The organism is Ensifer sp. Root1252 (assembly GCF_001425885.1).
Classification (GTDB): Bacteria; Pseudomonadota; Alphaproteobacteria; order Rhizobiales; family Rhizobiaceae; genus Ensifer; species Ensifer canadensis.
Genome location: NZ_LMDT01000009.1, coordinates 75,139 through 99,382, shown reverse-complemented (window position 1 = coordinate 99,382; position 24,244 = coordinate 75,139). Strand labels below are relative to the sequence as shown.

Below are 24,244 nucleotides of genomic sequence, written 5' to 3'. Positions count from 1 at the left end.
GCCGGACGGCTCGCCGAATGCGGTTGTCGCCTGCCGCGTTCGGGCATAAAATCGACCGGGCAGGAAGACGGGCAGGAATGCCGCCAAGTGCCGTCGTTCTGGGGCGACTAAGGGGTGCGCTACGGCGCCTCGCCGTGGTTCGTGTGCCCTCCATTCGTACCCGGATCGAAGCGGCCGGGTGTTTCTCTTTGCGTGAGTTCACAATTGGCGACGGTAGCGCCATTTCACCGTCGATCCCGGGAACAAAAGGGTTCGCGAAACATTCCTGCCGAACGAGGGAGGTTGGAGATGTTCGTGCGCTTTGGCTATGAGATCGGCATCCGCTGCCCCCAGCCGACACCGATGATGACTTATCTTTCCGTCGCCAGCGAAAAGCGCCCTGACATCCGGCGCGAACGTGGCCCCGTAACCTCGCCGATCGTCAAGATGGAGGAGATTGTCGACCCGCACCGCAATGCGTGCCTGCGCATGATCGCGCCGGAAGGGGACTTCAAGCTCAGCTATGATGCCGTCATCGAAGACGACGGCCGGCCTGACGTTTCCGATCCGCAGGCGCAGGCCGTGCCCGTCGAGAAGCTTCCACCGAACACGCTGCCCTATCTGGCCGCCAGCCGCTATTGCGAAACCGATCGGCTGGGCGCGCTTGCCTGGAGGCTTTTCGGGGAGGTGGCGCCCGGTTGGCCGCGGGTGCAGGCGATCTGCGACTATGTGCATGCGCGCCTGGTGTTCAGCTACGGCTACGCCCAGGCGATGCGCACGGCGCTCGAAGCCCACGAGGATCGCCTCGGCGTCAGCCGTGACTATGCGCACCTTGCCATCGCATTTTGCCGCTGCATGAACATGCCGGCGCGCTACGTCAACGGCTACATGGCCGACCTTGAAACCGAGAACAGAGTGGCGCCGATGGACTTCAATGCCTGGTTCGATGTCTTTCTCGGCGATCGCTGGTACACGTTCGACGCCAAGAACAATGCGCGCCGTGCGGGGCGCATTGCCGTTGCCCGGGGCCGCGACGCCGCTGACATTCCGCTGATCCAGACCTTTGGAAAACACGAGCTGACGGGGTTTACGGTTTGGACCTGCGTCGAAGCCGATGGCGGTCTCACCCGCTCTCATCGCGATGCCAATGTGTCGCTTTTGACGCCATGGTTCAGCGAAAGCTGGTCGCGACATGTGCAGGAACGCGACCGTGATCGCCACTGAAGGCGCCGCCTGGCGGACGATTTTTTACTTTTGGGGTGGAATCGAGAAATTAATATCTATAAACTCAATCGAGAATATCGGAGAACATGGCTATTAACGGCCAAGTTCCCGGCCTGAACGACGGAGAGACGCGATGAACGCTGCGAAGCCGACAATCCAGTCCCGATATGCGTCCTACGCTGCAGCCCCGCCGCGCCGCTCACCCATCACCCTGTTTCCGCACGCGATCGCCTTTGTCGCTGCCTTCTGCTTCGTTTCCGCCGTCGTCATCGGTGCCCTCTAAACGCGTTTCGGGACTGCTATCCGGCGCGCGACAGATGCTCGTGGACCGCCAGCCAGGTTCCGGCCCCATCCCGTTCAAACACGATCGTTTCTCTTTCCTGCGACGTCAGTGCTTCACCGCCGATCTCAAGTTCGGTTCGAACGCCATGCGTGAAGACGGCAACGTTGCCGATCATTTGCACATGCCGATCGCTGGACTGGCAGCCTCGGACGCGGAAGCTGTCGCGGGTCTCCCACAACGCCCATTCCGCCTCATATTCTGCCCGGCTGCGCAGGGGTCGATCGAGATTGTGGAAGATGAAGGTCGCATTCGGCGCGAAGGCTGAAAAGTAGGCGGCGGCATCATGGCGGGCAAAGGCTGCGACGAGCCGATCGGCGGCGGCAAGCACCGACTGTTCCAAGTCTTGCATCGATACGCTCTTTATTGTGAGAGTTGGCTTCATTGTCCGGGTTGGATCATGGCGCCGCGATCAGCGTTGCGAGCGGCCGGTTCTGTCTGCTGACACGCGCCTTGAGCTCATCGAGCGGCATCGCCTCGTGCTTCGCGAATTCGATGAACATTAGATTGAGATTGTTGAACAGCATCTCGCCGACGGCGCGAATGTCGGTTCCGGGGGCGACGAGGCCCTTCACCTGCAGCTTGTGGATGAGCGTCGACACCTGGTCGCAAAGCCGGCGGTCGAGCTCGGTATAGCGCTTGCTGAAGGGGCTCTCCGGCTGCTGGATCGAAATCGCCATCGCAGTGCGCCACATCTCCTTGCTGAGATAGACGAGCGAGTGATCGTAATATTGACCGATCAGGGCCTCCAGCGCGCCTTCGACGGAGGAGGGGGGATTGTCGACGATGGTGCGCCCGGCGGCGAGAACTTCCTCCACTTCCATCGACACCGTGGCGACCAGGATGTCGCCCTTGTTTTCATAGTAATTGTAGAAGGTGCCGACCGACACTTCGGCCCGTTCGGCGATGTCCTCGATGCGGGCGCTGTCGTAGCCGACCTCGCGAAACAACTGAGCGGCGGCGTCCAGGATACGTCTGTTCCGGTCGGCTTTCTGCCGTGCGCGCAACCCTGTCATGTGGATTTCCTTGAATTCTGAATGTCTTCAAATTTGAGATTGACTTAAAAAATGAATTCATTCAATCTTTTTTTGAAGACGCCGAAACGAGCGTCAAACAAGAGGGCAACAGCATGATGCAGTCAGTTCATGACGGCGCGCACCTGCGCCGATTTTTCTCCTCGGTCGCTGCAGGCGCGATCGTCGCCGCTTCGCTTGTCTCGGTTCCGGCACCGGCTTTCGCGACCGAAGAACTCAATGCGCTCGTCTGGTGCGACCACACGGATCCGGCCCTGGTCGAGCCGTTCGAAAAGGCCAACGACGTCAAGGTCAACCTGAAGGTCTATGAAGGCACCGGTGCCGCGCTCTCGATCCTCGACCAGTCCCGTCCGGGCGACTGGGACGTCCTCGTCATCGACGGCGTCGATGTTCACCGCGCCATCGATCTCGATCTGCTCGCCGAAATGCCGGCCGATGCCTTGCCGACATCAGACCTCTTCCCCGAAGTCCGGATGGAGGCCAACAACACCAAGGACGGCAAGACTTATGCCGTCACGGAAAAGTTCGGCTACAACACCATCTCCTACGACAAGTCCAAGGTCGATCCGAAGGACATGCAGGATCTCTCGGTGATCTGGTCGGACAAGTACAAGGGGCGCATCGCGCTCTACGACTACTACCTGCCGATGATCGGCCTCGTCGGTCTCGGGCTCGGCAAGAAGACCGCAGAGCTAACCGAGGCGGACATGCCGGCGATCAAGGAAAAGCTGGCGGCAATGCGTGCGGTTTCCAAGCAGGTCAGCGATGTCGTGTCCTCCCAGACGGCGCTGGCAACCGGCGAGGTCGATATCCTGGTCGGTGGCGGCGAGTGGATCACCGCGGTGCTGTCGGCCGACAAGCCCAATCTCGACTGGACGATCCCGGAGCAGGGGGCGGTGCGCTGGGCGCAGTCGATTGGCGTGATGAAGGATTCGACCAAGCAGGATCTGGCGCTGAAATTCGTGCAGTACATCGTCAGCCCCGAAGGCCAGGCACGGCTTGCGACATCCTCCTGCTACTGGGCGATGCCGGCAAACAGCAAGGCCGGCGAGCACCTGACAGACCAGCAGAAGGCGGCGCTGCGGTTCAACGAGCAGGCCGAATACCTGAAGAAGACGCAGCTCTATCCGATCCCGTCCACCGAACTGGATCAGCAGTTCCAGGATGCCTGGACGGAAATGCTGCAGCAGTAACGCCCCGAACGGCGTTCGCCAATCCTGCAGCCGATCGCCGCCCCACCGTCCGGTGGGACGGTGAACTGCGGCCACCATCCTTGTCTGGTGGGCGCTCAGATCTGGAGCTTTCATGACCGCGACAACTCTCGAAGATGCCGACCGCCGGAAAGCCTGGGGTTTTGCTGCGCCGGCACTTTTGTGGACGTTCGCCTTCTTCGTTGTGCCTTTCCTGTTCATGGCGGCGATGAGCCTCTGGAAGCGCGAGGGACGGGAGATCGTCCGCGTCTGGAATCTCGACAACTATCTGCGCTTCTTCTCCGAGAACGCGCTGTTGCAGGGCCTGGTCAATTCGCTCGAAATCACGGTTATCGTCACGGTCCTTTCGGTGCTGCTTGCCTACCCGCTCGCCTGGATCATTGCCGAGCGCGTGCCGAAACGGTTTCAGCGCATGGCGCTGATCCTGGCGATCCTGCCGTTCTGGACCTCCTATGTCGTCCGCTCTTACTCATGGTTGCTCGTGCTGTCGAAAAACGGCGTCATCAATCAGATACTGACGGGCGTCGGGCTGATCTCCGAGCCGCTCGCGATCGCCAGCACGCGCATGGCGACGGTGATCGGTTTCGTCCACTTCTTCGTCATGCTTTTGACGCTGACAATCTATTCGAACCTGATCCAGCTCTCGCCGAACTATCGCCGCGCGGCCGCCGACCTTGGCGCCAACGCCTTCCAGACCTTCTGGCATGTGGTGCTGCCGTTGACTTTGCCCGGCATCATGACCGGCGCATTTCTCACCTTCGTGCTCTGCATTGGCGACTATGTCACGCCGCAGATCCTCGGCGGCAACAACGAGCTGGTGCTGCCGCAGATCATCATGCTGCAGCTCGGCCGGCGCGCCGATTTCCCGATGGCAGCGGCGCTGTCGATCATCCTCATGCTGGCCGTCACCGTCGCCTATGTGCTGTGTGCCCGTTGGCTGAAGATCGAGAGGGCCTGATGCTGCGCAGAATTTTCATTGGCGGTGTGTCCTGGGCCTATCTCGCTCTCGTCTACGCCTTCATCTTCCTTCCGGTCGCGGTGCTCGTGCTGTTTTCCTTCCAGGACGGGCGCCTGCCGGTGCCGCCGTTCAACGGCTTTTCCACCCAATGGTACGAGGCTGTTTTCGTCGACCGCAAGCTGATGGCAGCACTCGGCAATTCGATGCTGGTCGCCATCTCCTCGTCCTTGGTCTCCTGCGTGCTCGGCTTTCTCGCCGCCTATTCGCTGGCGCGCTACAGGCTGCCGGGCTCGGCCTTGCAAAGGGGCCTGCTGATCGCGCCGATGACGGTCAGCTATCTGATCATCGCGCTCGGACTGCTGGCGCTTCTCAATGCGCTGCACATGCCGCTCTCGTTGTTGACGGTCGGCATCGGTCACGTGGTGATCAACCTGCCGCTCTGCTTTGCGATCATCTATGCCGCGATGGGTGACCACCAGATCAACATCGAGCGGGCGGCGCGCGATCTTGGCGCCAATGATTTCAAGGTCATGGCGCTGGTGACCGCGCCGATGCTGATGCCTTCGATCCTCGCCGCCTTCTTCCTGTCGGTGACCTTCAGCTGGGACGAGTTCATCATCGCCTTCCTGCTGTCGCGTTTCGACGTGACCCTGCCCGTCGAGATCTGGAGCATGCTGCGCTCTGGCCTCAATCCCAAGACCAATGCGATCGGCTCGCTGGTCTTTCTCGCCTCGGTGGCGCTGCTGCTGATCCTCGAGTTTTCCCTGTTCGGAAGGACGAAGAAACAATGACCGCTCCCGTCTCGATCGAAAACGTCAGCAAGACGTTCGGCCACTTCACGGCGCTGGACAGGGTCTCGCTCGACATCCGGGCAGGGGAGTTCATCGTGCTGCTTGGGCCCTCGGGCTGCGGCAAGACCACGCTTCTTTCCATTCTCGGCGGGTTCCTGTCGCCAAGCTCCGGGCGCGTCGTCATCGGCGATCGCGACATGACCTTCGTCACGCCGGCCAAACGCCCGACCACGACGATGTTTCAGGACTATGCGCTCTTCCCGCATATGCGGCTCGTCGACAATGTCGGCTTCGGGCTCCGGATGCGCGGTCTCGGCAAGGCCGAGCGGGACGAAAAGGCGCTCGGCTTCCTCGACCTCGTCGGTCTCAAGGCGTCCGCCGGCAAACGGCCGCACGAGCTTTCCGGCGGCCAGCGTCAGCGCGTTGCACTTGCCCGCGCGCTTGCCGTCGATCCCGAAGTGCTGCTGCTTGACGAACCCTTGGGCGCTCTGGACCTGAAGCTTCGCCGCCAGATGCAGGATGAGCTGAAGGCGATCCAGAAGCGGGTCGGCACCACCTTCGTGCATGTGACCCACGACCAGGAAGAGGCGATGGCGATCGCCGACCGGATCGTCGTCATGAACCAGGGGCGAATCGAGGATTTCGGTCCGCCATCGCAGATCTATATGCGGCCACGATCGCTGTTTTCGGCGGGCTTCATGGGCGAGGTCAATTTTGTTCCCGGCCGGATCAAGGCCGCCGACGCTTCGTCGGCCGAGGTTGAAACCTCGCTCGGCAACTTGGCGCTTCCCGCCGCCAATTTTACTGCGAGAGCGCCCAGGGCCGGCGACGCGATCACGCTCACCATTCGGCCGGAGCATTTTCGCGGGAACGACAAATCGGACGGTCCGATGTTCGCGCTCGGCGATGCGCGGGTCGCCGGCAGCGCCTTCTTCGGTACGCACTACCGTTGCCACCTCAAGCCTTGCGCAACCGACGGCGATGCGTTGGTGGCGCATCTGCCGCAATCCTCCGACGTGCGCGACGGCGAGATCGTCCCCCTTGCGGTGCGGGCTGCCGACGTCGTAGCCTTGCCGGCGGCAAGCGGAACCCTGTAGCAAGATGCGGCGAATTGCTCCGAAAGACTGGTATGCGGCGAAGCGTCTCGACGACGATGTCACCTACATCTGCGAACCCTTTATCCAGGAGTTCTACCGCTGCAACATGTGGCACGTGCGCGGGCGCGACCGTGACATGCTTGTTGATAGCGGCATGGGCGTGGTGTCGTTGCGCGCGTGGGTGCCGCTGGTCACCGAGCGCAAACTGACCGCCGTTGCCAGCCATACGCATTTCGACCATATCGGCTGCCATCACGAATTCGATTGCCGCGCCGTGCATGCGGCCGAAGCTGAGCTGCTGGCGCATCCGACGCGCATCAACACGCTTGCCGACCCCTATGTCGCCGACGAGATTTTCGACGCGCTGCCGCCCGAGCCCTATGCCTCGACCACCTACGCGGTGAAGGCTGCGCCTGCGACGATTGTTCTTGCCGATGGCGATCATATCGATCTTGGCGATCGCGTCTTCGAGGTGATCCACACGCCCGGGCATTCGCCCGGTGGCATCGCACTCTGGGAGGAGAAGAGCGGCGTGCTCTTTTCCGGCGACATCCTCTACGACGGGCCGCTGATCGAAGATACCTACCACGCCAATGCCGACGACTATCTGGCGTCGATGGAACGGTTGCTGCGCATTCCGGCGCGTATCGTCCACGGCGGACATTTTCCGAGCTTTTCAGGCGAGCGCTACCGCGCGCTCATCAAGGACTGGCTCGCGGAGAAAGAAAACACAATCTGACGGGAAGGAGGAGCGTATGCTCGACAAAAGGAAGTTTTATATCGACGGCCAATGGGTCGATCCGATCACGCCTAACGATCTGGAGGTGCTGAACCCGGCGACCGAGAAGCCGATCGCGGTGATTTCGATGGGTTCGGCCGCCGATATCGATCGCGCCGTTGCCGCTGCGAAGAAGGCCTTCGCCACCTATAGCCGTACAAGCGTCGACGAGCGGCTGGCGCTGCTCGAAAAGCTGTTGTCGATCTACAAGCGCCGCTATGACGAGATGGTGGCCACCATCACCATGGAGCTCGGCGCTCCGACGACAATGACGCGCGAGCAGCAGGCGGATGTCGGCGTCGGCCATCTGCAGGGGTTCATCGATGCGCTGAAGCGGCTGAAGACGCGCGATACGCTGGCGAACGGCGACGTGATCCTGCGCGAGCCGATCGGCATCTGCGGCCTGATCACGCCCTGGAACTGGCCGATCAACCAGATCGCGCTCAAGGTCGTTCCCGCACTTGCGACCGGCTCGACCTGCGTGCTGAAGCCGAGCGAATTCACGCCGCTCAACGCCATGCTCTATGCCGAAATGATCGATGAGGCCGGTTTTCCAGCGGGCGTCTTCAACCTCGTCAATGGCGATGGCATCAATGCCGGTGCCGCACTGTCGAAGCATCGGGACATCGACATGATGTCGTTTACCGGTTCGACCCGCGCCGGCATCGCCGTCAGCAAGGATGCGGCCGAAACGGTCAAGCGCGTGACGCTCGAACTCGGCGGCAAGTCACCGAACATCGTCTTTGCCGATGCCGATCTCGAAGACCGAGTGAGCGGAAGCGTGCTCGAATGCTTCAACAATTCCGGCCAGTCCTGCGATGCGCCGACGCGCATGCTGGTCGAGCGTAGCGTCTACGACAAGGTCGTCGAGATCGCCGGCCGCGTCGGTCGTGGAGCCGAGGTCGGCGATCCGACCAAGGAAGGCGGCCACATCGGCCCGTTGGTGAGCGACGTCCAGTTCGGCCGCGTGCAGGCGCTGATCGAAGCGGGTATCGCCGAGGGCGCGCGTCTTGTCGTCGGCGGTGCCGGCAAGCCCGAGGGCTTCGAGACCGGCTACTTCGTCAAGCCGACCATCTTTGCCGACGTCAACAACACCATGCGCATTGCTCGCGAGGAGGTGTTCGGGCCGGTGCTGGCGATCATCCCCTTCGATACCGAGGAGGAAGCGATCGCGATCGCCAACGACACCAATTACGGGCTGGCCGCCTATGTGCAGACCGGCGATCCCAAGCGGGCGGAGCGGGTGGCGTCACGCCTGCGCGCCGGCATGGTCCACATCAACGGCGGCCCCCATCGTTATGGCAGCCCCTTCGGCGGCTACAAGCAGTCCGGCAATGGACGCGAAGGCGGCATGTTCGGGCTCGAGGATTTCCTTGAGGTCAAGACCGTGCATATTCCGGACGCGGCCTGACGACACCAAGCATTGCGCCGACGAGGCGCGATAGAACCATTGGACGGTCGCCGTGTTTGCGCATGGCGGCCGTCTTTGTTGCTGCGGGCGATTTATTGCGACTGTTGCCGATGCCGCACTTCTGCTAGCTGCCTTCTCAGGGGCGCCATGATCGCCCGCCAGCAGAGAGCCGGACATTGACGTGACCTCAGCACCCGCCGCCGCCTCTTCTCATAATCGCCTTGCCATGGCTGCCCTGCTGATCGGCGGGGCTGCGATCGGCGGCTCGCCGATCTTCGTGCGCCTGTCCGAGGTCGGACCGATGGCGACGGCCTTCTGGCGCGTGGCGCTGGCGCTGATCCCGCTTCTCGCCTGGTCCTGGTTTCGTGGGGCGCCGGCGTCCGACCGGCGGCCCGAGCGGCTGTCGGAGTATGCGCTGCTGGTGCTGCCGGGTGTCTTCCTCGCAATCGACCTTGCCGCCTGGCACTATGCGCTGACCAAGACGTCGGTCGCCAATGCCACCCTGCTGGCCAACCTTGCCCCCGTTTTCGTGACGCTTGCGAGCTGGCTGCTTTTTCGCGCCCGCATCAGCACCGTGTTTGCCATCGGACTTGCGACGGCGGTCGCCGGCGTGATCATCCTCAAGGGCGGCCCGATGGCGCTTGCCGACGGCAATCTGCTGGGCGACGGCGTCGCCGTCATCGCTGCGATGTTCTATGCCGGTTACATCCTGGCAATCGGGCGGCTGCGCAGCCTGTTCAGCACCATCCGGATCATGGTTTGGAGCACGGCATCCGCCGCCATCTGCATGCTGCCGATCGTGCTTCTGTCCGAGCCCACGCTATTGCCGCCGACGCTCTTCGGCTGGTCGATGCTGTTCGGCCTCGCCTTCGTCAGCCATGCGGGCGGGCAGGTGGCGATCACCTATGCGCTCGCCTATCTGCCGCCGGCGTTTTCGTCGCTGACGCTTTTGCTGCAGCCGGTGGTCGCGGCGATCCTCGCCTGGATACTGCTCTCCGAGCCGGTCGGGCTGATGCAGGCAATCGGCGGGGCGATCGTGCTTGTCGGCATCCTGATCGCCCGCCGCGGTTAGAGCATTTCCAGGAAAGGTGCGAACGCGGTCTTCCGTCAGGAAATGTGTAAAAACATGGAGCAAGAGCGTTTCCGCGGCTGCGTCGAAACCGGATACGCTCTTGCCCTGTTACAGGCCGGGAAGGTTGAAGCCGGCGAGCCGCTCTTCCAGTTGGCGGATCGTGCCCGCGTCGGCATTGGCAAAGGCAAAGCGCAGGTAGTTTTCCTGGCCTTCGCCGAAGTAGTCGCCCGGCAGGCAGATGACACCGGCGAGTTTCGCCAGCTTCTCGGCCACGAACTGCGAATCGATGTCCGCGAAGGGATGCCGGATATAGGCGAAGTAGGCGCCGATCGCCTGCAACTTCCATTGCGGCAGCCGGCCCATGACATCGCGCAGCGCGTCTGTACGCGCAGCGATCTCGGCGCGATTGCCGAGACGCCAATCGGCAAGTGCTGGAATAGCCTTGGCGACCGCGGCCTGCGCCGAACGGGGCGCGCAGATCTGCAGGTTGTCCATGATCTTGGTGACCTGCTCGACCAGCGCCGGCCCGGCGGTGATTGCGCCGAGGCGATGGCCCGGAATGCAGAAGGATTTGGAGAAGCTGTAGAGGCCGATGAAGCTGTCCTGCCATCCCTCCGTCTGCAGCAGGCCGTGCGGTGCAGCGCCGGCATCGGGCAGGAAGTCGCGATAGGTTTCGTCGAGGATCAGCCAGGTGCCGTTGGCGCGGCAAACTTCGTAGATGCGCGACAGAAGCTCGGGCGGATAGATCGCGCCGGTCGGATTGTTCGGCGATACCAGCGCGAGCGCCCGGATACCCGGCCGCAGCGCAGCAGTGATTGCGTCGATCTCCGGCAGGAAGCCGGCGCCGGCGTCGCAGGGCACCAGCTCGACATTGATGCCGAGCATGGCGAGCGTCGTTTCCTGGTTGAAGTAATAGGGGTTGGTCATCAGGATCGTATCACCGGCTGAGGCGATCGCCATCGCGGTGCAGATGAATGCCTGGTTGCAACCAGAGGTGATGTGGATGTTGTCGGCCGTGATCGCGGCGCGATAAAGGCCTGCCACATGCGCGGCATAGGCCTCGCGCAGCGCCGCTTCACCCTCGATCGCGCCATAGCCGGTATAGGCAGTCGACGCCGCGGCTTCGCCCAGCCATGCCAGCATGTCCGGGTGCGCCGGATAGCCGGGCACCGCCTGCGAGAGGTCGATCAGCGGCCCGCGGGAGCCATCATAGCTTTTCGCCCAGGCGAGCACCGACGGCACGGGCGGCGACGAGAGCTTTTCGACGAGCGGATTGAAATGCGGCATGGCAGGTGTTCCTATGGCTCAGGCTTTGTTCTTGCGTTTCTGTGGGCGTTCCGTGCGCCGGCCGCGGGCCGGAGCTGAAACCGGCTGAAAACCGTCCTTCACCGATTTACGGTCTGTCGGCTCGGATTTCGAGGCTCGGCTGCGAATAATCGTGCGCGCGGAGGTCTGCAGTTCCGGCATCGGGTCGTTTTCCAGCGCCGAGAACATCCAGTCGATGAAGATACGCACGATCGGGGCGGCCAGCACTTCATTGCGGCAGGCGACGTAAAAGGCGTCGTTGGCCGGAACCGTCAGGTCGAAGGGAGCGATCAACTCGCCGCGCGCGATCAGGCTGCCGGCGGTGATGGTGTCGCCAAGCGCGACACCCTGATTGTGCAGCGCCGCTTCGGTCGAAAGCCGCGCATCGCTCATGAAATGTTGGCGACCGCGCTGCAGGTCGCTGGCATCGGCCGCTGCCAGCCACGTGTTCCATTCGCGCCCGTCGTCGCCATGCAGCATCACATGGTCGCGCAGGTCGCGCACGGAGCGCAACGGCCGCATATTCAGCAATGTCGGGCTGACGACCGGGAACAGTTCCAGCCGGCTCCAGAGCTTCGACCAGCAGCCCGGCCAGTTGCCGTCGCCATAGATCAGGCAGACGTCGACATCGGACGCATCGAGATAGGCGGCATCATTGGAGGCGATCAGCGTCAGCCGCACATCGGGAAACTGCTCGGTGAAGAGGTGCAGGCGCGGGATCAGCCAGAAGGAGAGCAGGGCGGGGACGCAGGTGATGCGCAACTCGCCGCTGGTGGTCGGGCGCGTCATGGCGGCTGTTGCGGCGGCGATTTCGGCAAAGGCGTGGGTAACCGCCGGAAGTAGCAGCGCGCCCTGCGGCGTCAGCTTCAGCCGCTTTCCGCCGCGCACGAATAGCGTGGCGTTGATCGAGAGTTCGAGCGCGCGGATCTGGTGGCTGATGGCGCCGTGCGTCACGTTCAGTTCGCGCGCGGCAGCCGACACGGAGCCACGGCGCGCCGTCGCCTCGAAGGCGCGCAAGGGGTTCAGGGGCGGCAGGCGGCTGGACAAAAAGCTTGGTTCCGGCGGGCTGTTGTCATGTGAATTTTTCTCACACGAAACGCTATAACAATGTCAATTGATTTTCCAGAGGATTTGTCACCTAATGGAACTCAACAGGGCAAAAAGCCTGGGGAACTTGATTGAGCCGGAGAGAACCGGCCCCATCCGCAGATGCTGATCTGTGGCGCCTTTGTGCGCATTCCCCGGCTGACATGACGGAGGTTTGAGCGGATGGCCTGGGACGAAAAGAAGCTTGGCGAACTCAAGGCGAAATACGGTGAAAGCCATGGCGGCGAGCTGTTCGACCCGACCTTCCGCCGCGTCGCCGACAAGATCTTCACCAAGAGCGGCACGCGCCTTGCGCCCTATTCCGGCATCCCGACCTTCCTGACGGCGCCGCACATGGCTGTTGATGCGGACGAGCCCGATTTCGGCAATCTGCAGGTCGCGATCGTCGGCATCCCCATGGATCTTGGCGTCACCAACCGTCCTGGTTCGCGCTTCGGACCGCGGGCGCTGCGTTCGATCGAGCGCATCGGCCCTTACAACCATGTGCTCGGTTGCGCGCCGGTTCACGAACTGCGTGTCGCCGACATCGGCGACGTGCCGTTCCAGAGCCGCTACCGGCTGGAGCTTAGCCACGACGATATCGAAAAGCGCATCAACCAGATCGTCGATGCCGGCGTCATTCCGCTGTCTGTTGGCGGCGACCATTCGATCACCCATCCGATCCTGAAAGCCGTCGGCAAGAAGAAGTCGGTCGGCATGATCCACATCGATGCCCATTGCGACACCGGCGGCGCCTACGACCTCACCAAGTTCCACCATGGCGGCCCGTTCCGCAACGCGGTGCTCGACGGTGTGCTCGATCCGACCCGTGTCGTGCAGATCGGCATCCGCGGCTCGGCCGAATATCTCTGGGAGTTCTCCTACGAGTCCGGCATGACCGTCATCCATGCGGAGGAAGTCACCGGTCTCGGCATTCCCGCGATCATCGAGAAGGCCAAGAAGATCGTTGGCGACGGCCCGACCTATCTCTCCTTCGACATCGACAGCGTTGATCCGAGCTTTGCACCGGGCACCGGCACGCCTGAAATCGGTGGTCTCACCACCCGCGAAGTGCTGGAACTGATCCGCGGCCTCAAGGGCATCAACCTTGTCGGCGGCGACGTCGTCGAGGTCGCGCCGCAATATGACGCGACGACCAACACGGCGCATGCCGGCGCCCAGGTTCTGTTCGAGATCCTCAGCCTCATGGTGTTCAGCCCGGCCGTTACCGGCAAGTCCGCCTGACGCCTGAAAGAAAGATTGTCGGCTGCCGGACTGGAAGCGGCGGCCGACCAGCAAATGCCACAACCAACAATGCTTCCGGACAGGGGAACGACAATGACACTTCACAAGACGATGAAAGCAGCATTCGCCGCCGCTCTGATGCTGGGCGCGGCAACCAGTATCGCACGTGCCGACGCGCTCGCCGACATCAAGTCGGCCGGCCAGATCAATGTCGGCATCTTCTCGGACTTCCCGCCCTTCTCCTCGGCCAGTGCCGACATGAGCATCAAGGGTTATGACGTCGATGTCGCCCAGCAGATCGCCGACGGCCTCGGCGTCAAGCTCAACCTGGTCAGCGTCACCGGCCAGAACCGCATTCCCTATCTCAACGACAAGCGCGTCGACATCCTGATGAGCGTCGGCTTCTCCAAGGAACGTGCCGAGGTGATCGACTTCGCCGCGGCCTACGCACCTTACTACATCGCGGTCATCGGTCCGGCTGAGCTCAAGGTTGCCGGCAAGGACGACCTTGCGGACAAGACGATCGCCGTCAACCGCGGCACGCTGGAAGATACGTCGCTGACCGAGGCAGCGCCGTCGACCGCCGCGATCCAGCGCTTCGACAACTACAATGCCGTGATCCAGGCGTTCATCTCCGGCCAGACCCAGCTGATGGTCGTCGGCAACGACGTCGGTGCGCAGGTGCTGGCCCGCCAGGAGGCGCTGAAGCCGGAACAGAAGTTCCAGCTCCTGACCTCGCCGTCGCATATCGGCCTCAACAAGAACGAGGAAGCCCTGAAGACGGCCGTCAACGACGCGGTTGCTAAGATGCTTGCCGATGGCAAGCTGAATGCCAGCTCCGAGGCCTGGCTGAAGACGCCGCTCAACCCCGAAAACCTGAAAGACTAATCAGCACTTGACGCCCACGGGGACATGCGTCTCCGTGGGTGCCTTTCGGGGAAAGGTTGCGACGATGGGTTACAGCCTCGATTTCGGGTGGCTTCGGGATGCCGCGGGCGCGATCGCCCATGGCGCTGCGATGACGCTCTTTCTGATCGCCTGCACCATGGTGCTCGGCATTCTGATCAGCATTGTCTTTGCAGCCGCCCGCCGCAGCCGTTACGGCGTGCTGCGCAAGGCGGTTGCCGTCTATGTCGAAGTGATCCGCAACACGCCGTTCCTGGTGCAGTTGTTCTTCATCTACTTCGGTCTGCCGAGCCTCGGCATCCGGCTCGATCCGATCGTCGCGGCGATCCTGGCGATGACGCTCAACATGGCGGCCTACACCACGGAGATCGTCGGTGCCGGCCTTGACGCCGTGCCGAAGGGCCAGGGCGAGGCAGCCTTTGCACTCGGGCTGAGGCCACGGCAGGTGTTCGTCAAGATCATTCTGCCGCAGGCTCTGAAGGTCATCTTTCCGGCGCTGATCAGCCAGGTGATCATCATGATGCTGGAATCGGCGGTCGTGTCGCAGATCGCCGTGCGGGAACTCGCCCATGAGGCGGACCTGCTGCAGGCGCGGACCTTCCGATCCTTCGAAACCTATTTTGTCGTCACGCTGATCTATCTCGCGTTGTCGATGATGATCCGCCGTCTGTTCGTGGCGGGCGGCCGGCGCATGCTTGGGGCGGGCGTGTCATGATCGAGTTCACCTTCTGGGACATCCTGCGCAATCTGGTATTTGCGACCCGCTGGACGCTGCTTCTATCGCTTGTCGCCTTTGCCGGTGGGGCTGCCGTCGGCCTGATGATCCTGTTTGCGCGCATATCGAAACAGAAGTGGCTGCGTCGGTTCGGCTCGGGCTACATCGCGCTGTTTCAGGGCACGCCGTTGTTGATGCAACTGTTCCTGATGTTCTTCGGTCTGCCGATGCTTGGCTTTCGCATCGAGCCATGGACCGCGGCAGCATTGGGGTTGACCTTCTATGCCAGCGCCTATCTTGCCGAGATCTGGCGCGGCGGCGTCGAAGCCCTGCCGGCCGGCCAGTGGGATGCCGGCGCCAGCCTCGGGCTGCATCGCCTGCAGGAACTGCGCCTGGTGATCCTGCCGCAGGCGTTCGCGATCACCCGGCCGCCGGCTGTCGGCTTCCTCGTCCAGCTCATCAAGAGCACGGCGCTGACGTCGATCATCGGCTTCGAGGAGCTTCTCAGAACCGCCAATGCGATCAATAATGCAACCTTCGAACCTTTCACGGTCTATGGGCTGGTCGCGGTGATCTTCTTCGTGCTGTGTTATCCGCTGACACAATATGCACGCATGCTGGAACGCAAAATGCCCGCGCACTGAGACCGAAAATGTGCAAGAAATCAAAGAGAACAGGGAACAAGGCGGATCACCGCCGAAACAAAGGAGAAAGATGATGATCACCACTTCCATCAAGCGCCGCACGCTGCTCGGCGCGGGTCTTGCCGGCGCTTCGATGCTGGCGATGCCCTCGGTACTGCGCGCCCAGGACAAGTCGCTGAAGGTCGGCGTTTACGGCGGCTATTTCAAAACCTCGTTCGACAAGAACATCTTCCCGGAATTCACCAAGGCGACGGGCATTGCGATCGAATCGATCGCCGAGCCGACCGGCGAAGCCTGGCTCGTTCAGCTGGAGCAGGCCGCACGCGCCGGCCAGGCGCCGGCCGACGTTTCGATGATGTCGCAGGTGGCGATGCTCAAGGGACAGTCGACCGAGCTGTGGACGCCGATCGACATGGCGAAGATCAAGAACAGCTCGAACCTGCTCGACCGCTTCGTCAACAAATATCCGGATGGCCGCGTTGCCGGCATCGGGGCCGTGTCCTGGTACATCACGCTGGTCACCAACACCGATGTCTACAAGGAAGCGCCGACCTCCTGGTCCGCGTTCTGGGATCCGGCAAATGCCGACAAGCTGGGCCTGCTGGCGCTGGTTTCCAACTCCTTCCTACTGGAAGTGACCGCCAAGACCTACTTCGGCGGCACCAATGCGCTTGATACCGAAGAGGGCATCCTCAAGGTCTTCGAAAAGCTCGCCGAGGTTAAGCCGAACGTCCGGCTCTGGTACCGCGACGAGGCACAGTTCGAGCAGTCGCTGAAGTCGGGTGAAATCCCGATGGGCCAGTACTATCACGACGTGACCGGCCTTGCGGCCGCCGACGGCAATCCGGTGCGCTCGACCTTCCCGAAGGAAGGCGGCATCCAGGATTCCGGTTGCTGGGCACTGTCGCGCGCCTCGCAGAAGTCCGAGGAAGCCCATGTCTTCATCGACTACATGTGCCAGCCTTCGATCCAGGCGACCCTGTCGCGCAAGGTCGGCACGTCGCCGACCGTCAAGCGCGAAGTCACCGATCTGACGGATAAGGAATTTGCAGCCGTTTCGTCTGACATCGAGCCGATCGTGCCGCGCTACGACCTTTATCAGTCCAAGTCCGATTGGCTCAACCAGAAGTGGACCGAGCTGATCGTCGGCTGATGACAAGACGTTGGCCCTCCGCTTTTTTAAAGGGGAGGGCCGGAGCTTAAACGAAAGGGGGCATCGTCTCCCTTGCCACCCCTCCCGCAGACGGGAGGGGACTATCCCGCGGAGAGACAATGTCCGGACTCGCCCTTCAAAACGTCGTCAAGGAATTCGGATCCTTCAGAGCCGTCAACAATGTCGACCTCAACGTGCCGCACGGGACGTTCGTCTGCATGCTCGGCCCGTCCGGTTGCGGCAAGACCACGCTTTTGCGCATGATCGCCGGCCTTGACCTGCCGACCGGCGGGGCGATCCAACTTGATGGCGACGACATCACCCATGTGCCGACGCACAAGCGCAATCTCGGCATGGTGTTTCAGTCGCTGGCGCTTTTCCCGCATCTGACCGTCGGCGAGAACATCGCCTACCCCTTGCGCATCCGCGGTGCGGCAAAGGAAGACCAGAAGAAGCGCGTCGACGAACTGCTGTCGATGATCCATCTGACCGGTTATGCCGACAGGCCCGTTGCCAAACTTTCAGGCGGCCAGCGCCAGCGTGTCGCGATCGCGCGCGCACTGGCGATCTCGCCCAAACTTTTCCTTCTCGATGAGCCGCTGTCGGCACTCGACGCCAAGCTGCGCGAGGCGATGCAGGTGGAATTGCGCCAGCTGCAGCAGAAGCTCGGCATCACCACCATCGTCGTTACCCACGACCAGCGCGAAGCGATGACCATGGCCGACACGGTCGTCGTGATGAACGGTGGCGAGATCCGCCAGGCCGCGTCGCCGATCGAGATCTATCGCCGCCCCGCCGACAGCTTCGTCGCCGACTTCATCGGCCAGACCAATCTTCTCGAGGTGCAGGCCGACAGTGCCGGCCGCGTCGAGGTGCTGGGGCAGCCGATTGCCGGCCTTGCATTGCCTGCAGGCGCTTCCAAGGGAACGCTGTCGGTTCGTCCTGAAGATGTGCACCTGACCGCACCCGGTGCCGGCGCACTCACTGGCAAGGTCACCTTTGTGCGCGATCTCGGCGGCACGATCGAAACCTTCGTCGACATTGCCGGCCGGCAGATCGTCGCGGTCTCGACGCCGCGCGGCCGGCCAGACGTCACCGTCGGCCAGGAGGTCGGCATTGCGCTTACCCCCGACGTTTGCGTGGTGTTGAAGAAATGAGACGCGAACCGCCCCAGACCCTTGGCGATTACGCGCCGCTCCTCTTTCCCGCGGCGATGCTGACGATCTTCTTCGTCGTGCCCTTCGGCACCATGATCGCCGTCAGCTTCTTCCAGCGCCAGCAGGGCGGCTTCTACACGCCGGCCTTCGTCTTCGACAATTATGCGCGCTTCCTCTCCGCCTTCTTCGGCGGTGTGCTCGGCTTTTCGCTGCTGCTCGCCATCACCGTGGCGATCTGCTGCGTCGTGCTGGCGCTGCCCTTTACCTACATGCTGACCCGCATGGGACGAAAGGTGCAGGTGCTCTGGCTCGTGGCGCTCCTGTCGATCCTGTCGCTGTCGGAAGTCATCATCGGCTTTGCCTGGTCGACGCTGTTCTCTCGCACGGCCGGCATTACCAACATTCTGGTGGCGCTCGGCATCATGAGCGAGGCGAAGGCACTGACCCCGAGTTTCGGCGCGGTGCTGACCGGCATGGTCTACCAGGCTTTCCCCTATACGGTGCTGGTGCTTTTCCCGGCACTTGTGCGGCTTGACCCGACCCTGACGGAGGCTGCCCGGACGCTTGGCGCATCGCCGCTCAAAGCCTTCTTCACCGTCGTCGTGCCGGCGCTCAGAAACACCATCACTGCAACGCTGATCATGGTGTTCATCTTCGCGCTCGGTTCCTACCTGCTGCCGCAGCTGCTCGGCCGGCCGCAGCATTGGACCCTGTCGGTGCTGATCACCGACCAGGCGATCTACCAGTCGAACATGCCTTTTGCCGCGGCCATGGCGGTGTTCCTGGTGCTGGTGACGCTCGGGCTCGTGGCGCTGACCGTGATTGCCGGACGCAAGGGAGAAGCGGTATGACCTCGATCTTCCGCAAGGCCTACTTCTTCCTGATCGGGCTCTTCCTGGCGCTGCCGCTGATCGTCGTTGCCGGTGTATCGGTCAATGCCAAGCAGACGCTGGCTTTCCCGCCACAGGGCTTTTCGCTGTCCTGGTACGGCGAGATCTTCCTCAATCCGGAATGGCGCAGCGCGCTTTTCGCCTCCGTCACGCTGGCGTTGCTGTCGGCGGCCCTTGCCGTTGCGATAGCGTTGCCGCTGGCCTGGTTCCTCTGGCGCCGGATCGCGCCCTGGGCCAATATCTTCCAGTTGCTCGGCGTCGCGCCCTTTACGCTGCCGCCCGTGATCACCGCGCTTGGCATGCTCACCTTCTGGGCAACGGTCGGCTTCTACGGCCAGCCCTGGACGGCGGTCGTCAGCCACGCGATCTTCTTCGTGACGCTGCCGCTGGTGACGTTGTCGCTCGGCTTCACCGCGATCGACCGATCGCTGGTCGAGGCAGCCGCGACCATGGGGGCCGATGAGCGCACGATCTTTCGCACCATCGTCCTGCCGCTGATCCTGCCCTATATCGTCTCGGGCTACGCGTTCGCCTTCGTGCTTTCGCTCAACGAATACATCGTTGCCTACATGACCGTCGGCTTCACCATGGAAACGCTGCCGATCAAGATCTTCAATGCGCTTCGCTACGGCTACACGCCGACCATGGCGTCGGTGACGATCCTGTTCGTCACTACGGCCGCCGTGATCTTCGGTCTCGTTGCCCGTTTCGGCGACCTGCCGAAGCTTTTGGGCGCCATGTCGTCGGACGGAAAATGATGAAGCTCGCCGCGCTCCAGATGCAATCGGCCTGCGGCGATGTCGCCACCAATCTCGACCGCCTTGCGCGGGCGGCGAAGGAGGCGGCTGCGAGAGAAGCGACGCTGCTGATGACGCCGGAACTCGGCCTTACCGGGTATGGCGCGGGGGGGGCGATCCGCGATCTCGCCGAGCCGGCGGATGGACTGATCGTCCGGCGCCTGGCGCAGATTTCGCGGGAAAGCGGCATCGCGCTGATCGCCGGTTTCGCCGAACTCGATGGCAACGACATCTATAACAGCGCCGTCTATGTCGATGGCGATGCGACGCCGACCGTTTACCGCAAATCGCATCTCTACGGCGACTACGAGCGGTCGCTGTTTAGGGCCGAAAAACCGTCGACACGGCTGTTCGCCCACCGTGGCGTCACCTGTGGCATGCTGATCTGCTACGATGTCGAGTTTCCTGAGAATGTGCGCAGGCTGGCATTGGCGGGTGCCGAAGCGGTGCTGGTGCCGACGGCGCTGCCGGCCGGATGGTCGGGCACCTTCATCACCGACCACATGATCCAGACGCGCGCCTTCGAGAACCAGGTCTTCGTTGCCTATATCAACCATTGCGGCTCGGACCCGATGTTCTCCTTTGCCGGCCTCTCGCGCATCGCATCGCCGGACGGACAGGTGCTGGCCAAGGGTGACGCCGGCCACGAGGCGCTGATTTTTGCCGACATCAATCCGGCGAGCTTCGCGATCTCGCGGCTGGAAAATACCTATCTCGGTGATCTCAATCGCACGTAGGCTTCTCCGGTTTGGACGATCGTGGAAACGCTCTGTCTCCTAGTTTTACGCATTTCCTGACGAAGAACTGCTTCGCGCTTTTCCTGGAAAGGCTCCGAGGTTGTGCGGAGATCGTTCACTCCAGAAGAACATTGCGTTCTACATTGTCCACTTTCGCAATCGCCGTGCCGCCCCATATTGTGCTCAACAGAAAAGCCACGCATTGGAGGCAATCATGAGTTTGCAACTGACGGGTATTCACCATCTGACGGCAATCACGGCGAACGCGCCGGAGAACCTGCACTTCTACACCAAGGTTCTCGGGCTGCGCCTGGTCAAGAAAACCGTCAACCAGGACGATACAACCGCCTATCACCTGTTTTACGCCGACGGCAAAGCGAGCCCGGGAACGGACCTGACCTTCTTCGACTGGCCGGTCGGACGCGAAGGCCGCGGCACGCACAGCATCTCGCGCACCGGCCTGCGGGTCGGCAGTGCCGATAGTGTTCGCTGGTGGAAGGGTCGCCTCGACGAGATGAAGGTGACCGCCGGCGATGTGCGCGAAATCGACGGCCGCATCTCTCTCGACTTCGAAGACGGCGAAGGCCAGCGTTTCCGGTTGATCGACGACGGCGGACTTTCACCCTCGCACCCCTGGGAAAAGAGCCCGGTTCCGGCCGAGCACCAGATCAAGGGTCTTGGGGCCATCACCATCAGCGTGCCTGATATCACCAACACCGAGCTGGTGCTGACGCAGGTGATGAACATGACCGAGGCAAGACGCTATCCGTCGCCGGATGGCGAGGGCCAGGTGCATGTGTTCTCGATGGGCGAAGGTGGTCCCGCAGCCGAACTGCATGTGGCCGTTCAGCCCGGCCTGCCGCCCGCCCGCCAGGGTGCCGGCGCGGTGCATCACGTCGCCTTCCGGGCGCCGGATACAGATGCGCTGACGGCGTGGACGGAGCGCCTGCAGGGCTTCCGCCTGCCGTCGAGCGGTGAGGTCGAACGCTACTATTTCCGCTCGCTCTATTTCCGCGAGCCGAACGGCGTGCTGTTCGAGATCGCCACCGACGGGCCGGGGTTTGCCGTCGACGAACCGATGGAAACGCTTGGCGAAAGCCTGTCGCTGCCGCCGTTCCTGGAGCCGAAGCGGGCCCAGATCGAGGCACGGCTGAAGCCGCTGGAATAACGATCAAAAGCAGAAAGCCGGGGCTCGTCCCCGGCTTTTTCGGTTTTACATCCCCCTGATCCCATTGGCTTTCCCGTCGCATCGACCCATGATGGCGGCAACAAGCAGCAAAGGGTCAGATCATGGTGAAAATCCTCGGCATTTCAGGAAGCCTCAGGAAGGCGTCGTTCAACACAGGCCTGATGAAGGCTGCCGCGTCAGCCTCGCCCGATGGTGTCGAATTCGGAACCGCGACGCTGCATGGCATTCCGCTCTATGACGGCGATGTCGAGGCCAGGGACGGCATCCCCGAGGCCGTTACCGCGCTGAAACAGAAGATCATGGCAGCCGACGGCGTGATCCTGTTCACACCCGAATACAACAATTCGATGCCGGGGGTTTTCAAGAACGCGATCGATTGGTTGAGCCGGCCATCGGCCGATATCGCCAAGGTGTTTCGTGGGCGACATTTTGCGCTCGCAGGTGCGTCGCCGGGCAATTTCGGCACGATCCTCAGCCAAAACGCCTGGCTGCCGGTCATGCGTACGCTCGGCGCCGAGCTGTGGTCGGGCAAGCGGCTGATGCTGCCGCGCGCGGAAAGCCTGTTCGATCAGGACGGGCTGCTGACGGACACGGACGCGAGCGACCGTCTGCGCGCCTTCGTCAAGGCTTTCGCAGACTTTGCTGCGGCAAAGAGTGGGAATTAAGGGCTTCAGTCCTGAGGGGACACTTGTCTAGCCTCCCACGAGGTGGCGAAAGACCGAATTTTGTCATCCTCTGGCTTGACCCGAGGATCCATCTGCGCGCGCACCGTCGGTGCAACGTGGCTCAAAGCCTTGAGGCCGTGGATGCTCGGGTCAAGCCTGATGCTCGGGTCAAGCCCGAGCATGACGGAGAGAATGGAGGGTGCGCCTGCTACGCTGCCAACGCGAACTCTTCCTTCGTCCGCGAGCCCTCAGACGCTGTTTTCTGTCAGCCATTGCTGGATGGCAGCGATATCGGGAGCGCCGATTTCATGCCCCATGTCGAGATCGATGGCCGTGAGCCTGGCGCCGGTCTTCTCCAGCTCAGTTTTGAGGCGCGGCGCAAACTGGCCGTAGCCGTCGCTCTTGCCCGTCAAAAGCAGGATGTTCGTGCCGGCGAGATCGGGCGTCGGCATATCGTCGAGAACCACCATCGAGCGCATCAACACCACCTGCCGGATCAGGCCTGGATGCAAGGTCATCAGCGCGCCCAGCAGGTTGGCGCCGTTGGAATAGCCGATGAAAACGGCCTTTGAGAGATCGATACCGTAGCCATCGCGCGCGCCTTCAAGAAAGGCCGCAAAGGCGTCGGCCTCCGAGCGCGCATCCCTCTGGTCGAAGGTGGTCGAGGAATAGCGCCGGAACCAGCGCGGCGAGCCTTCTTCGGTGGAGCGACCGCGAACGCCGAGCAGCGTGGCGTCGTGATCCACCTGATGGGCGAGGTGCAGAAGCTGCGTCTCGTTGCCGCCGCTGCCGTGCAGGAGCACAAAGGTGCGGTCGTCGGGCGTCTCCGGATGATAGAAGCGATGAACGAAGGGCAGGTCCCGCTCCGCCAGGCGCGGCTCCCCCGGCAGCGCGAACTGCGGCAAGCTGACCAGCGTTTCCGCAGTGCGGTCGGCAAAATGGGCGGGGATGAACAGCTCCGTGCCGAGCGTCTCCTTCGGCTCGTCGACGGTGAAGCCGGGCTTGTCGGTTGCAAACTCGTAGAGCGAGCCGCCGGGTTCGCGGACATAAAGCGAATAGAAGTATTTGCGGTCGTGGGCGTTGATGACGCCGGCATCGTCACGTTTGAGGTCGTCGCGGACCATCAGAACGGTTTCCTTGTCCGGGGCGCGAAAGGCGATATGGTCGATCGTGCCGGTGCCGGGTGCCGATGTCCAGAAACCGGTGGCGTCGCGCACGTCGATGATGTCGCCCGATTGCGAGGTGAAGCGGCGGATCGTGTCGGTGGCGCCGGTTTCGCTATAGCCGAAGTGCTCCGCGAGAAAACGGGCGGAGTCGGCCGGCTGCTCCGTCAGGATCGTCGCTCCGCGCAGGCGCCGGATCGCGTCTGCCTGGGGAATGTCGCGCGTGCTCCATGGTGCCGCTGCCGAAAGCGCATTGGTTCCCACGAGCTTGACGATGACGCCGTCGGGATCCTTGAGCCGCAGCACCGGTTCGCCGAATTCCTGGGCAGGACCGGAAATCTTGATGTTGTACTGGAGCGCCCGCGTCAGCCAGAAGCCGATGCTTTCCGGCGCGATGGCAAAGGCGATCTCGCTTGGCTGGCCGTGGCCAACGCGGCCGGGTGCGCCGTCCTCCCACATCAGGAAGGTCACAAGCGAGCCGGGGGAGCCCTCAGCGTCGCCGTAGAAGAGATGGAGCTGGGTGGCATCCTCGTAGCCGCCGGTTCGCTTTACCAGGCGCAGGCCGAGGAAGCCGACGTAGAAATCGACGTTCGCTTGCACCTTGCGAGCAATCAGCGTGATGTGGTGGATGCCGCTCGTCATTTTTCGTCTCCCGATATGATGCGCTCACAAACCACATGCGGATCGCTGGCGCCAG

Annotated in this window: 25 protein-coding genes; 20 read left to right on the top strand and 5 right to left on the bottom strand. The window is 62.5% G+C overall.

Features of this window, described 5'->3' with window-relative positions; genetic code table 11:
• The first annotated feature begins 288 nt into the window (after positions 1 to 288).
• On the top strand, positions 289 to 1,203 hold the full coding sequence (locus ASD02_RS11435; protein WP_057206544.1) for a transglutaminase family protein: 915 nt from the start codon (positions 289 to 291) through the stop codon (positions 1,201 to 1,203).
• 133 nt (positions 1,204 to 1,336) lie between these two features.
• The gene (locus ASD02_RS39190) at positions 1,337 to 1,486 is read left to right on the top strand and encodes a hypothetical protein (protein ID WP_025428181.1); all 150 of its coding nucleotides are present in this window, start codon (positions 1,337 to 1,339) and stop codon (positions 1,484 to 1,486) included.
• A gap of 16 nt (positions 1,487 to 1,502) precedes the next feature.
• On the opposite strand, the gene ASD02_RS11430 is transcribed toward ASD02_RS39190, so the two are convergent.
• The gene (locus ASD02_RS11430) at positions 1,503 to 1,895 is read right to left on the bottom strand and encodes a nuclear transport factor 2 family protein (RefSeq protein WP_025428180.1); all 393 of its coding nucleotides are present in this window, start codon (positions 1,893 to 1,895) and stop codon (positions 1,503 to 1,505) included.
• Between the two features lie 46 nt (positions 1,896 to 1,941).
• Positions 1,942 to 2,559 (bottom strand): TetR/AcrR family transcriptional regulator, encoded by a 618-nt coding sequence (locus ASD02_RS11425; RefSeq protein WP_025428179.1) that lies wholly within the window; start codon positions 2,557 to 2,559, stop codon positions 1,942 to 1,944.
• Positions 2,560 to 2,672: 113 nt separating this feature from the next.
• Between ASD02_RS11425 and ASD02_RS11420 the strand changes: the two genes are divergently transcribed.
• The 7 genes from ASD02_RS11420 to ASD02_RS11390 all read left to right on the top strand — a co-directional run bounded on the left by ASD02_RS11420 (position 2,673) and on the right by ASD02_RS11390 (position 9,895).
• A complete protein-coding gene (locus tag ASD02_RS11420) occupies positions 2,673 to 3,770 on the top strand; it encodes an extracellular solute-binding protein (RefSeq protein WP_107028053.1) in 1,098 nt (365 codons plus the stop codon).
• 112 nt (positions 3,771 to 3,882) lie between these two features.
• Positions 3,883 to 4,746 (top strand): ABC transporter permease, encoded by an 864-nt coding sequence (locus tag ASD02_RS11415; protein WP_057220861.1) that lies wholly within the window; start codon positions 3,883 to 3,885, stop codon positions 4,744 to 4,746.
• A complete protein-coding gene (locus ASD02_RS11410) occupies positions 4,746 to 5,537 on the top strand; it encodes an ABC transporter permease (protein WP_025428176.1) in 792 nt (263 codons plus the stop codon). The genes ASD02_RS11415 and ASD02_RS11410 overlap by 1 nt, the downstream gene beginning before the upstream one ends.
• Complete coding sequence (locus ASD02_RS11405) at positions 5,534 to 6,634, top strand: ABC transporter ATP-binding protein (RefSeq protein ID WP_025428175.1); 1,101 nt, start codon at positions 5,534 to 5,536, stop codon at positions 6,632 to 6,634. The genes ASD02_RS11410 and ASD02_RS11405 overlap by 4 nt, the downstream gene beginning before the upstream one ends.
• Positions 6,635 to 6,638: 4 nt before the next feature.
• Entirely contained in the window at positions 6,639 to 7,373 is a 735-nt protein-coding gene (locus ASD02_RS11400; RefSeq protein ID WP_025428174.1) for an MBL fold metallo-hydrolase, read from the top strand.
• A 16-nt stretch (positions 7,374 to 7,389) separates the two neighbouring features.
• A complete protein-coding gene (locus ASD02_RS11395; protein WP_025428173.1) occupies positions 7,390 to 8,823 on the top strand; it encodes an aldehyde dehydrogenase family protein in 1,434 nt (477 codons plus the stop codon).
• 226 nt (positions 8,824 to 9,049) lie between these two features.
• Entirely contained in the window at positions 9,050 to 9,895 is an 846-nt protein-coding gene (locus tag ASD02_RS11390) for a DMT family transporter (protein ID WP_025428172.1), read from the top strand.
• Between the two features lie 108 nt (positions 9,896 to 10,003).
• On the opposite strand, the gene ASD02_RS11385 is transcribed toward ASD02_RS11390, so the two are convergent.
• Both ASD02_RS11385 and ASD02_RS11380 read right to left on the bottom strand, forming a co-directional pair.
• Positions 10,004 to 11,182, bottom strand: coding sequence for an aminotransferase (locus tag ASD02_RS11385; RefSeq protein WP_025428171.1), 1,179 nt, complete (start codon positions 11,180 to 11,182; stop codon positions 10,004 to 10,006).
• An 18-nt stretch (positions 11,183 to 11,200) separates the two neighbouring features.
• Positions 11,201 to 12,247: a LysR substrate-binding domain-containing protein gene (locus tag ASD02_RS11380; RefSeq protein ID WP_025428170.1), complete on the bottom strand. Its 1,047-nt coding sequence runs from the start codon at positions 12,245 to 12,247 to the stop codon at positions 11,201 to 11,203.
• Positions 12,248 to 12,469: 222 nt separating this feature from the next.
• Here ASD02_RS11380 and speB point away from each other — a divergent pair, with 222 nt between their 5' ends.
• The 11 genes from speB to ASD02_RS11325 all read left to right on the top strand — a co-directional run bounded on the left by speB (position 12,470) and on the right by ASD02_RS11325 (position 22,384).
• Positions 12,470 to 13,531 (top strand): agmatinase, encoded by a 1,062-nt coding sequence (gene speB / locus ASD02_RS11375; protein WP_057220860.1) that lies wholly within the window; start codon positions 12,470 to 12,472, stop codon positions 13,529 to 13,531.
• 93 nt (positions 13,532 to 13,624) lie between these two features.
• Positions 13,625 to 14,419 carry a transporter substrate-binding domain-containing protein gene (locus tag ASD02_RS11370; protein WP_057220859.1) on the top strand — a complete coding sequence of 265 codons (795 nt, stop codon included), beginning with the start codon at positions 13,625 to 13,627 and terminating at the stop codon, positions 14,417 to 14,419.
• A gap of 64 nt (positions 14,420 to 14,483) precedes the next feature.
• On the top strand, positions 14,484 to 15,152 hold the full coding sequence (locus ASD02_RS11365; protein ID WP_025428167.1) for an amino acid ABC transporter permease: 669 nt from the start codon (positions 14,484 to 14,486) through the stop codon (positions 15,150 to 15,152).
• Positions 15,149 to 15,796 (top strand): amino acid ABC transporter permease, encoded by a 648-nt coding sequence (locus tag ASD02_RS11360; protein ID WP_025428166.1) that lies wholly within the window; start codon positions 15,149 to 15,151, stop codon positions 15,794 to 15,796. Before ASD02_RS11365 ends, ASD02_RS11360 begins: the two co-directional genes overlap by 4 nt.
• A gap of 73 nt (positions 15,797 to 15,869) precedes the next feature.
• Positions 15,870 to 16,949 (top strand): ABC transporter substrate-binding protein, encoded by a 1,080-nt coding sequence (locus tag ASD02_RS11355; protein ID WP_025428165.1) that lies wholly within the window; start codon positions 15,870 to 15,872, stop codon positions 16,947 to 16,949.
• A 119-nt stretch (positions 16,950 to 17,068) separates the two neighbouring features.
• Entirely contained in the window at positions 17,069 to 18,106 is a 1,038-nt protein-coding gene (locus ASD02_RS11350) for an ABC transporter ATP-binding protein (protein WP_025428164.1), read from the top strand.
• A complete protein-coding gene (locus ASD02_RS11345) occupies positions 18,103 to 18,957 on the top strand; it encodes an ABC transporter permease (RefSeq protein ID WP_025428163.1) in 855 nt (284 codons plus the stop codon). Before ASD02_RS11350 ends, ASD02_RS11345 begins: the two co-directional genes overlap by 4 nt.
• Positions 18,954 to 19,754 (top strand): ABC transporter permease, encoded by an 801-nt coding sequence (locus ASD02_RS11340; RefSeq protein ID WP_025428162.1) that lies wholly within the window; start codon positions 18,954 to 18,956, stop codon positions 19,752 to 19,754. Before ASD02_RS11345 ends, ASD02_RS11340 begins: the two co-directional genes overlap by 4 nt.
• Positions 19,751 to 20,530: a carbon-nitrogen hydrolase family protein gene (locus ASD02_RS11335; RefSeq protein ID WP_025428161.1), complete on the top strand. Its 780-nt coding sequence runs from the start codon at positions 19,751 to 19,753 to the stop codon at positions 20,528 to 20,530. Before ASD02_RS11340 ends, ASD02_RS11335 begins: the two co-directional genes overlap by 4 nt.
• Positions 20,531 to 20,744: 214 nt before the next feature.
• Positions 20,745 to 21,698, top strand: coding sequence for a ring-cleaving dioxygenase (locus ASD02_RS11330; RefSeq protein ID WP_057216142.1), 954 nt, complete (start codon positions 20,745 to 20,747; stop codon positions 21,696 to 21,698).
• A 122-nt stretch (positions 21,699 to 21,820) separates the two neighbouring features.
• Positions 21,821 to 22,384 (top strand): NADPH-dependent FMN reductase, encoded by a 564-nt coding sequence (locus ASD02_RS11325; RefSeq protein WP_025428159.1) that lies wholly within the window; start codon positions 21,821 to 21,823, stop codon positions 22,382 to 22,384.
• Between the two features lie 248 nt (positions 22,385 to 22,632).
• Here ASD02_RS11325 and ASD02_RS11320 read toward each other — a convergent pair whose 3' ends face one another.
• Positions 22,633 to 24,189, bottom strand: a complete 1,557-nt coding sequence (locus tag ASD02_RS11320; protein WP_057220858.1) for a VOC family protein — start codon at positions 24,187 to 24,189, stop codon at positions 22,633 to 22,635.
• Between the last annotated feature and the right edge of the window lie 55 nt (positions 24,190 to 24,244).